8 protein-coding genes are annotated in these 8,784 nt (G+C 69.5%); 5 read left to right on the top strand and 3 right to left on the bottom strand.

What is annotated here, in order from left to right:
* Positions 1–707 (bottom strand): tetratricopeptide repeat protein (locus AC3WJI_RS21125; protein ID WP_492759279.1); only part of this gene is annotated, 707 nt, incomplete at its 3' end.
* A gap of 177 nt (positions 708–884) precedes the next feature.
* Here AC3WJI_RS21125 and AC3WJI_RS21120 point away from each other — a divergent pair.
* The 4 genes from AC3WJI_RS21120 (at position 885) to AC3WJI_RS21105 (ending at position 4,060) form a co-directional block, all read left to right on the top strand.
* On the top strand, positions 885–1,598 hold the full coding sequence (locus AC3WJI_RS21120) for an AAA family ATPase (protein ID WP_492759278.1): 714 nt from the start codon (positions 885–887) through the stop codon (positions 1,596–1,598).
* 11 nt (positions 1,599–1,609) lie between these two features.
* Positions 1,610–2,209, top strand: a complete 600-nt coding sequence (locus AC3WJI_RS21115; RefSeq protein WP_492759277.1) for a hypothetical protein — start codon at positions 1,610–1,612, stop codon at positions 2,207–2,209.
* A gap of 11 nt (positions 2,210–2,220) precedes the next feature.
* The gene (locus AC3WJI_RS21110; protein WP_492759276.1) at positions 2,221–3,591 is read left to right on the top strand and encodes an SPOR domain-containing protein; all 1,371 of its coding nucleotides are present in this window, start codon (positions 2,221–2,223) and stop codon (positions 3,589–3,591) included.
* 136 nt (positions 3,592–3,727) lie between these two features.
* A complete protein-coding gene (locus AC3WJI_RS21105; protein ID WP_492759275.1) occupies positions 3,728–4,060 on the top strand; it encodes a hypothetical protein in 333 nt (110 codons plus the stop codon).
* 85 nt (positions 4,061–4,145) lie between these two features.
* Here the strand turns inward: AC3WJI_RS21105 and AC3WJI_RS21100 are convergent, their stop codons facing one another.
* Complete coding sequence (locus AC3WJI_RS21100; protein WP_492759274.1) at positions 4,146–5,366, bottom strand: dihydroorotase; 1,221 nt, start codon at positions 5,364–5,366, stop codon at positions 4,146–4,148.
* A 106-nt stretch (positions 5,367–5,472) separates the two neighbouring features.
* The gene (locus AC3WJI_RS21095; protein WP_492759273.1) at positions 5,473–6,462 is read right to left on the bottom strand and encodes an aspartate carbamoyltransferase catalytic subunit; all 990 of its coding nucleotides are present in this window, start codon (positions 6,460–6,462) and stop codon (positions 5,473–5,475) included.
* A 122-nt stretch (positions 6,463–6,584) separates the two neighbouring features.
* Here AC3WJI_RS21095 and AC3WJI_RS21090 point away from each other — a divergent pair, with 122 nt between their 5' ends.
* The gene (locus AC3WJI_RS21090) at positions 6,585–8,744 is read left to right on the top strand and encodes a M48 family metalloprotease (protein WP_492759272.1); all 2,160 of its coding nucleotides are present in this window, start codon (positions 6,585–6,587) and stop codon (positions 8,742–8,744) included.
* Positions 8,745–8,784: the final 40 nt, after the last annotated feature.

Here is an 8,784-nt window from a genome sequence, read left to right as displayed (position 1 = left end):
GGTTCTGGCGGCCGGGTCGCGGCAGGCTCGGGCGCGCGGGTCGTCACGGGCGGGGCGGGGCGGGTATTCTCTGCGACTTCGACCGGCGGCAGCGGGCGCCCGCCATTACGATAGTCTTCCTCGTACTTGCGCGACAGCGACAGGCCCTTCTGGCGATCATCGAGCGGCATGAACTGGTCCATCTGCGCGCGTGCCTTGACCGCCGGATCCAGCCCGGCGCCCGACGCGCGGACCATCAGCGCATAGGCGCGCGGCCAATCCTTCTGCACGCCGTCGCCGTTGAACAGCATGATGCCCAAGATGTACTGCGCGCGCGCATCGTCGCGGCTGACCGCGCGCTGGAGCCATTTGACCGCCTCGCCGCGCTTGCCGTTCTCGAATAGCGTGACGCCGTAATAGCCCTCGGCCTGTTCGTGGCCCTGGAGCACCGCCTTGCGGTACCATTCCTCGGCCTGGCGCGAATCCGCGGGCACGCCGCGGCCGAGCTTATAGGCCTGGCCCATGTTGAATTGCGCGTCGGCATTGCCGCGATTGGCCTCGGGCCGCCATTTCTCGATCGCGGTGCGATAGTCGCCGCGGTCATAGGCGTCGACGCCGGCGCGGACTGGGTCCTCCTGCGCGGCAGGGGCAGGGGCCGGAGCCCGCTGGGCGGACGCGGGCACCGCGAGCAGCGCACCCACCAGGCTGGCCATCCACAAAGACTTCATTGCCACCACGCTCCATCGCCCCGCGACCCAAGGACATGCCACTTAATCCTTAAGAGGCAAACATATCCTTACTGGCGCGCAAACCAAACCCCGTCCCGCGGCGAAACGCGTTAACTCCTTCTTATCTACCCGCATGCCATCAGGAAGCCTGCACTTATCGAGGGTTCGAGGGGGTTCATGCGCGTTCTGGCGATGGCATCGCAGAAGGGTGGGTCTGGCAAGACCACGCTGTCCGGTCACCTTGCGGTGCAGGCGCAGCTGGCCGGCCACGGGCCCGTCGTTCTCATCGATATCGACCCGCAGGGGTCGCTCTCCGACTGGTGGAACGAGCGCGACACCGAATATCCGGCGTTCGCGCAAACCACGGTCGCGCGCCTCCAGGCGGATCTCGAAGTGTTGCGCCAGCAGGGCTTCCGCCTTGCGGTGATCGACACGCCACCCGCCATCACCATGGCGATCCAGAGCGTGATCCAGGTTGCCGAGCTGATCGTCATCCCGACGCGCCCGAGCCCCCATGATCTGCGCGCCGTCGGCGCCACGGTCGACCTGTGCGAGCGCGCGGGCAAGCCGCTGATCTTCGTGGTCAATGCCGCGACGCCCAAGGCGCGAATCACGTCGGAAGCCGCGGTCGCATTGTCGCAGCACGGCACCGTCGCGCCGATCACGCTGCATCATCGCACCGATTTCGCCGCGTCGATGATCGACGGTCGCACCGTCATGGAAACCGATCCGCGCGGCAAGTCCGCGGGCGAGGTCGCCGGGCTCTGGGCCTATATCTCCGACCGGCTCGAGAAGAATTTCCGCCGCACCGTATTCGCGGCGCCGACGCAGCCGAACCAGTTTGGCCAGACGCCGCGCGCCGGCGGCTTCGGCCGCCGCGTGGTCGGCTGAGGGAGGTCGCGATGTTCGGCACCCCCAAGCCCACTGCTTCGCTGTCCTCCAGCCTGCTTGCCCGCAAGGGCCAGGCGCGTCCGGCGATGCGTCCGCAGGGCTTCCTGCAGATGCACACCGGGCCGCAGGAAGATCTCGGCTGGAACGACATGGGCGAGGAATTCCATCCCGCGCCGGTTGCCGCGCCTTATGTGGCGCCGGTTGACCATGATTTCGAGGCGCCCAAGCCCGAAGTGCTGCGCCAGATCGAAGCGCTCGACGAGCAGCTCGCCGCGCCGGCACCTGCGGCTGAACCCGAGACCGAAGCCGCGCCCGAAGCGCCGCTGCTCGCGGCGCGCCCGATGAAGCGCGAGCCGGTGCTCAAGCATGCGCCGGAAGTGACGCCGGGCACGCTCGCCCGCGTCGCGCGCGAAGTCTCGACCAAGAAGGCCAAGGCCGCATTCACGCTGCGTCTCGACCAGCAGCGCCATTTGCGGCTGCGTCTCGCGTCCGCAGTGACCGGCCGTTCGGCGCAGCACCTCGTAACCGAAGCGCTCGACCAGTTCCTCGAATCGCTCGACGGGATCGATTCGCTCGCCAGCCAGATCGACCCTGCGAAGCTTCAGGGGTGAAGGACATGACGATGACCAGCCGCAAGATGATCAAGTTCGGCCTCTCGGCCTTTGCGCTGGGCGGCGTCGCCGTCGCCGGCGTCGCGACCCAGGGCTTCACCAGCACTGCCTTCGCAAGCGCCGGTGCCAGCGCCAAGAAGGCCGCGGCGGAAGCCAAGGACGCGCGCAAGGCGATCGCCAAGCGTAAGGCCGGCGAGGCAGTCCAGCACGCCGAGGCGGCGGTCGCCAACGATCCGGCCAATGCCGACTATCGCGCGCTGCTCGGCCAGGCGTACCTGCTTGCGGGCCGCTTCACTTCGGCGTCGCAGGCACTTGCCGATGCGCTGACGCTCGCACCGCGCGATGGCCGCGTCGCGCTCAACCTCGCGCTCGCCAAGGTCGCGCAGGGCGATTGGGCGGGCGCGCGCGCCACGCTGCAGGCCAATGCCGACATGATCCCCGCGAGCGACCGCGGACTCGCCTTCGCGCTGGCCGGCGATCCGGTGACGGCAGTCGAGATCCTCGATCCGGCGGCGCGCGAGGCGACCGCCACCGCCAAGACCCGCCAGAACCTCGCGCTCAGCCTCGCACTCGCCGGGCGCTGGTCCGAGGCGACCAAGGTCGCGTCGATGGACGTCGCACCCGACCAGCTTCAGGCGCGGCTGATGCAATGGGCCAGCTTCGCGCGGCCGACCAACGCCTATGACCAGGTCGCGTCGCTGCTCGGCGTGCAGGCGGTGCAGGATGCCGGCCAGCCGGTCGCGCTCGCACTCAACCAGCAGCCGAACGTCGCCGTCGCGGCGGCTGCGCCGGCGCCGGTCGCAGATCCGGTCGATGCGTATATGCCCGGCGTGCCGGCGCAGGCGGCGCAGGCCGCCGCCGATGCCGGAGCAGAGGTTGCCGCCGCACCGGCGGTCGAAAGCCAACCCGCGCCCGCGCCGGTCCTCCAGCAGGTAGCCGGCACCGGCCCGCAGGTCGTGTTCGGTCCGCGCGCCGAAATGGTCCAGCAGATCCGCGTCGCGCAGGCCGCGCCGGCACGCGTCGCCGCGGCCAAGGCACCTGCGGTCCGCGCTGCCGCACCGGCCGCCGCCAAGGCCAAGCCAGGCAATTATTACGTTCAGCTCGGCGCCTATGAGAGCGCCGCAGTCGCCCGCGACGCCTGGGCGCGGCACACCCGCCGCGTTCCGGCGCTGCGCGACGAGACGCCGCAGGGCGCGCAGGTCGCAACTGGGGCGGGCAAGTTCTATCGCCTTTCGGTCGGCGGCTTCGCGCGGGGCGACGCCGCCGCGCTCTGCCAGCAGGTCCGCGCGGGCGGGAGCCCCTGCTTCGTGCGCGTCGGCGCGGGCGACAATGTCGCGGCATGGATCAAGAGCGGCGTCCGCACGCAAGTCGCGGCGCGCTGAACCAGACAAGTTTCGTCACGGGGAAGGCCGGGGTTCACGCTCCGGCCTTTTTCGTTTGGGCGATCCGTTGCGCAATCCGCGGTTCATCTTGGCGTAATTAGCCTGCGGTTTCGAACGACTACAGGGAGTAGCTGCCATGATTCGCTTGTCGCTCACCGCCGCCGTTGCAGCCATGCTGGCTTTTCCTGTTGCGGCGCATGCCCAGACTGGGCTCTCCGCGGCGGACCAAAGCCGGGTCGTTTGCGTGCCCAAGCGGGATAAGGCGGGCAACAAGATCGATGGGCAGGTCTGCATGACCGGCGCGCAGTGGCAGAAGGCGCTTGCCAACGCGCGGGTCCCCGCAAAATATCAGAATGCAAACTGGATACGCTCGTCAGGCACCATAGCCACTTCCAACTATTATCGGCCCAGCGCTTTTCTGGCCAACTCGGCGTCCCGCTCTCCTTTCCCGGGCAGAGCGACCAGATAATCCGTCACATATGCGGTCTGTTCGGGGGTGGCTTCGGACATGATTGCCCCTGGTGGCGATGCTGCCAGTCGGCTCCGAACGCGGCTCAGCCGATTGAGGTCCCGCCCTTATAGAGCCGCAGGACCTTGCCCTGCACCGGCAGCCGGTCGAACGGGGTGTTGCCGGCGCGCGCGGCCATGGTCTCGGCCTCGATGCGCCACGGCGCACCGGGGTCGAGCACGACCAGGTCGGCGGGGCTGCCGGGCGTGAGCGTGCCGGTGGCGAGGCCGAGGATCTTGGCCGGGTTGGCCGCGAGCAAGGCGAACAGCCGTTCGATCGGGATCAGCCCGTCGCGGACCAGCCCCAGCGACAATGCGAGCAGGGTCTCGGCGCCCGACATGCCCGGCTCGGCATCGGTGAAGGGCAGGCGCTTGGCCTCGGGGCCGCGCGGATCGTGGCCCGAGGCGATCACGTCGATCGTACCGTCCTTGACCGCGGCGAGCGCAGCCTGGCGGTCGCTTTCGTCGCGCAAAGGCGGCGAGAGACGCGCGAAGGTGCGGAAGTCGCTGATCGCGATGTCCGAGAGCAAGAGGTGCGCCGGGGTGATCCCGCAGGTGACCGCGACGCCGCGGCGCTTGGCTGCGCGGATCAGGTCGAAGGCGGCGGCGGTAGTGACCTGACGGAAATGGATCCGCGCCTGCGTTTCCTCGGCGAGCGCGAGGTCGCGCGCCACCGCGAGCGCCTCGGCGATCGCCGGCGCGGCGGGGAGGCCGTGGCGCGTCGCGGTCTCGCCTTCGGTGGCGACGGTGCCGTCGGTCAACCCGCCATCCTCGGCGTGCGCGACCACGACCAGTCCACAATCGCGGGCATAAGCGAGCAATTTGCGCATCGTCCCCGAGGACGGGATCCAGCGGCGCCCGGTGGCGACGGCGCGCGCGCCGGCCGAGGCGTTGATCGCCATCTCGCCGAGATCCTGGCCTTCGAGCCTGCGCGTGGCGGCGGCGAGCGGGTGGACCCAGAGTGCCGGCTTGCCCGACAGCGCGGCGCGGCGGATGATGCCGGGATCGTCGAGGATCGGCGACTGGTCGGGCATCAGTCCGACCCGTGCGATCCCGCCGGCGCGGCACGCCGCCTTGTCGACCGCGAACACGCCGAGATCGATCAATGCGGGGGCGAGCGTCTTGCCGGCAAGATCGATGCGCTCGGCATCGGAGGGGATTTCGAAACTTCCGACCGCGGCGATGGTCTCGCCGTCAACCAGCAGATCACCCTGGGTAACGCCATCCTTGGGGCAGACAAGCTGCGCGTTTTGGAAGAGGGTTTTCATCGCACGCTTCCTTGTTCCCCTGCGAAAGCAGGGGGCCAGGGCCAAGCAGGTCGACCTTCGTGGCTCTGGGCTCCTGCTTTCGCAGGAGCACGGGTAAGCGCGCACATCATGCCCAGCCCTCCACGCCGCGCTCCGCCCTGGTCAGCACGTCGAGGCAGGCCATGCGCACCGCGACCCCCATCTCGACCTGCTCGGTGATCGCACTGCGCGTCGGGTGATCGGCGACCGAGGATTCGATCTCGACGCCGCGGTTCATCGGCCCGGGGTGCATCACCAGCGCATCGGGCCGCGCGCGGGCAAGCCGCTCGGGGGTCAGGCCGTAGCGCATGTGAAACTCGCGGGTGGAGGGGATGTAGCCGCCGGCCATCCGCTCGTTCTGAACGCGGAGCATCATCACCACGTCGGCGCCTTCGAGTGCGGCGTCGAAATCGGTGAACGGAGTCACGTACATCCGCTCGATCGCCGCGGGCATCAGGGTCGACGGCGCGACGACGCGGACCTCGGCGGCCAAGGCGGTGAGCGCGAGCATATTCGAGCGCGCGACGCGGCTGTGGAGGATGTCGCCGCAGATCACCACGCGCTGCCCCGCGACGCTGCCGCGGCGACGACGGATGGTCAGCGCGTCGAGCAGTGCCTGGGTCGGATGCTCGTGCCAGCCGTCGCCGGCGTTGAGCACCGGGCAATCGACCTTCTGTGCGATCAGGTCGACCGCGCCCGAGCTCATATGGCGGATGACGATGACGTCGGCGCGCATCGCGTTGAGCGTCACTGCGGTGTCGATCAGCGTCTCGCCCTTCTTCACCGAGCTCTGCGCGGCATGCATGTTTACCACGTCGGCACCGAGCCGCTTGCCGGCAATCTCGAACGACAGCAGCGTCCGGGTCGAATTCTCGAAAAAGGCATTGATCTGGGTGAGGCCCTCGAGGCGCTTGTCGCTCTTGGCGCGGGTGCGGTTGGCCTCGACCCATTGCTCGGCCTCGTCGAGCAGGAACATGATCTCGTGCGGCTGGAGCCCGGCGATCCCGGTCAGATGCCGGTGCGGGAAGGCGGCGCGGCCGGGAAGCTGCGCCGCGGGGCTGTGATCGGAGGCTTGCATTAAAGCTGCGGGGTAGCGGGGTGGCGGCGACGGGGCAAGGGTCCGAACAAGTTTCGCCTCCGGAACTTTCCGATCGTCCAGACGCTACGGCGCGTGGCGAAAACTGCAAACGGGGGCAGATAGTGTCGAGCCGGGTTCGTGAAGCGGGCATTCTCGTCCTGACCACCCTGATCCTACCGCTGGCGGTGCTGGCGCTGGGGATCTGGGAGCAGCAGCGTGCGCCCGCCAATCTCGCGGAGAATGCCGGCAGGCGCGCCGAGGTCGCGGCGATGCTCGCCGATCTCGAAGCCGCGACGCAGGCAGCGGAGGCCAGGGGCAAGATCGCCTTCGACGCGGAGATCCGCGCGAACGGCCGCGTCTATGTCGGCGAGGCCGCGGTCGCGCTCGCCCGCGACGAACTCGACCGGCTCGACCGCGCTGCCTTCGTCGAGAATATCCGCAATTATCTGCCGCCGGTGGTGATCGTCTGCGCCGCGCTGGTGCTCGCGATCTCGCTGCTGATGCTGCTCGGCTCGACCGCCTTGGGCTGGGCGGGCCGCCAGTCGCGCGACGCGCTCGAGCGCGGGTTCGGTTTCGTCCGCCGCGCGCTGCCGCCGCTGCTCGGCGTCCAGGTGGTGGCGACGGCGCTCGGGGTGGTTGCGGCAGTGGCGTTCGAAGCCGCGCCGCTCGCCGAGCTCGACAATCCCGGCACCGGCGACATGAAGCTGATGCTCATCGCCGTGGTGGTGATGGGCTTCTCGCTGTGGACCGCGGGCAAGGCAGTGTTCAACCTGCGCCACACGCTCGCATTGTTCGAGCCCGATCCGCTCGAGATCGAGGGCCGCAGCGTCTCGCGCGCCGACGCGCCGGGGCTGTGGCAATGGGTCGATGGGCTTGCCGACCGGCTGATCGCCCTGCGTCCCGACCAGATCGTCGTCGGGCTGACGCGCGGCTTCTTCGTCACCTCGGGCCCCAAGATCCTGTCGCCGAGCGGCGAGCAATTCGCGGGCCGGACGCTCTATCTGCCGCTGCCTTATCTGCCGCTGCTCCGCCAGGACGAAGCCGAGGCTATCATCGGCCACGAGCTCGGCCATTTCACCGGCGGCGACACCGAATATTCGCTGCGCTTCGTGCCGATCTATGCCGGGGTGAACCGCTCGCTCGCGGCGATGGTGATGGCGGGACGCGGGGCGGACGGCTCGGACGGGCTGATCACCCGCCCGGCGGTCGAGCTCGGGCTGTTCGTGATGGAGCGGTTCGATCGCGCGGTGCACCATTGGAGCCGGCTGCGCGAGTTCGCCGCCGACGCGGCGGGCGCGAGCATCACCTCGCCTGAGGCGCAGGCGCGCGCGCTGCTGCGCACCGACGCGGTCGAGAGGCGCATCGGCGAGACGCTGGGCGCGGCGTTCCAGAAGCCCGAGGGCGCCCCTGCCGACCTGGTCGCCGCGACACTCGATCGCGCCCGCGAGGCGGGTCTCGACGATCCATCGGGAATCGAGGAACAGCCCCAGCCGCACCCGACCGATACGCATCCGCCGCGGCACCAGCGCCTCTCTGCGTTGAAAGTGGTTCCGGGTCCGGCGCTGCTCGCCGACGTAACGGCGCCGCCGGCGCCGGATGCGATGGCGCGGGTTTCGGCGCTGTTCGCCGCGCCGGATCAGTTGTTCCGCGACCTCACCGCCGACTTCACCGGCGGCGCGCGCGAAGTCCACCGCGCGCATCGCGAATCGCTCGAGACCGCCGCGGGCGCGGTGGGCAGCGAAGCGGTGGAGGTGCGCGACAGCACCAAGGCGGGGGGCTGGTTCCTGCTCGTCGTCGGGCTGCTGTTCGCGGCGATGGCGGTCGGCATCAAGCTACAGCAGGCGCAATTCCCCGAGGGCGCCGATCTGCTCGCCGGCGGATCTGGCCTGGTCGGGCTGGCGTTCCTCGCGATCGGCGTGTGGCTGCTGATCCGCGGCGAGAAGCCGTTCGTGACCCTGCTGCCGGATTCGCTCGTGCTCGACGGTGTCGATCGTCCGCTGGCCTGGCGCGAGATCGCGCAAGTCGGCTATCACGTCGTCGGCGGCGCGGCGAACAGCAACGGGCTGCGGTTCAGCGTGTTCCTCGAGCCCGACGCGCCGCTGCCCGGCCGGGCCAAGGGTGCGCGGCGCCCGAAGATCAGCCGCAAACACCGCAAGATCGAGATCGCCTCGCGCCGGATGCGCAAGATGACCGCGCAGGACTTCGCCGACCTGATCGCGCAATACCGGATCGCCGACCATGCGCGCCGGGAGCTCGAGCAGCAGGATGCGGGGGCGGCGTAGGGATCATCAAGCCCCTCCCCTTCAGGGGAGGGGTTGGGGT

This window comes from Sphingomonas sp. FW306-1B-B10E (genome assembly GCF_058782005.1).
Note: the sequence above shows the minus strand (reverse complement) of the source record. Positions and strands in the feature narration are given on the sequence as shown.